We start from the raw sequence: 343 nt of genomic DNA, 5'->3' as shown, positions 1-343 counted from the left end.
ATCAGTTCCCCTGTTTCCTTATCAATAATTTGGAGTTTTTTGCCAGCGTAATCAATAAAGAGTTCTTTGCCAGGATCGTGTTCAAGCTTCATCGAACCTTTGGCCTTGGCGTACTTGCGCCGGTAATGTTCCATAAATTGGGTATAGCCATAAGGATCTTTGGCCTGCGCTACATATTCCTGATAATGGTATAAAAAAGTAAAACCTGGGTGGTTCCGGGCTTTATTGACCCCCTCAAAATATAACATGAGTTCATCGTAGCGAGGGTTGTCAATAGTAGTGTGGGAAGGAAAAAGCTTCTCTAAGGTAGCATTATCAACGGCCAATAATTCTTTAGGGGAAG

The 343-nt window shown here is 42.0% G+C and carries 1 pseudogene; it reads right to left on the bottom strand.

The window, feature by feature from the left end:
- A pseudogene (locus RM529_RS17905) lies at window positions 1–343 on the bottom strand (IS21 family transposase); the annotation flags it as partial.

It is taken from the genome of Autumnicola edwardsiae (assembly GCF_031846505.1).
Taxonomy (GTDB): Bacteria; Bacteroidota; Bacteroidia; order Flavobacteriales; family Flavobacteriaceae; genus Autumnicola; species Autumnicola edwardsiae.
The sequence above is the reverse complement of the archived record's forward strand: the minus strand, read 5'-3'. Positions and strand labels throughout refer to the sequence as shown.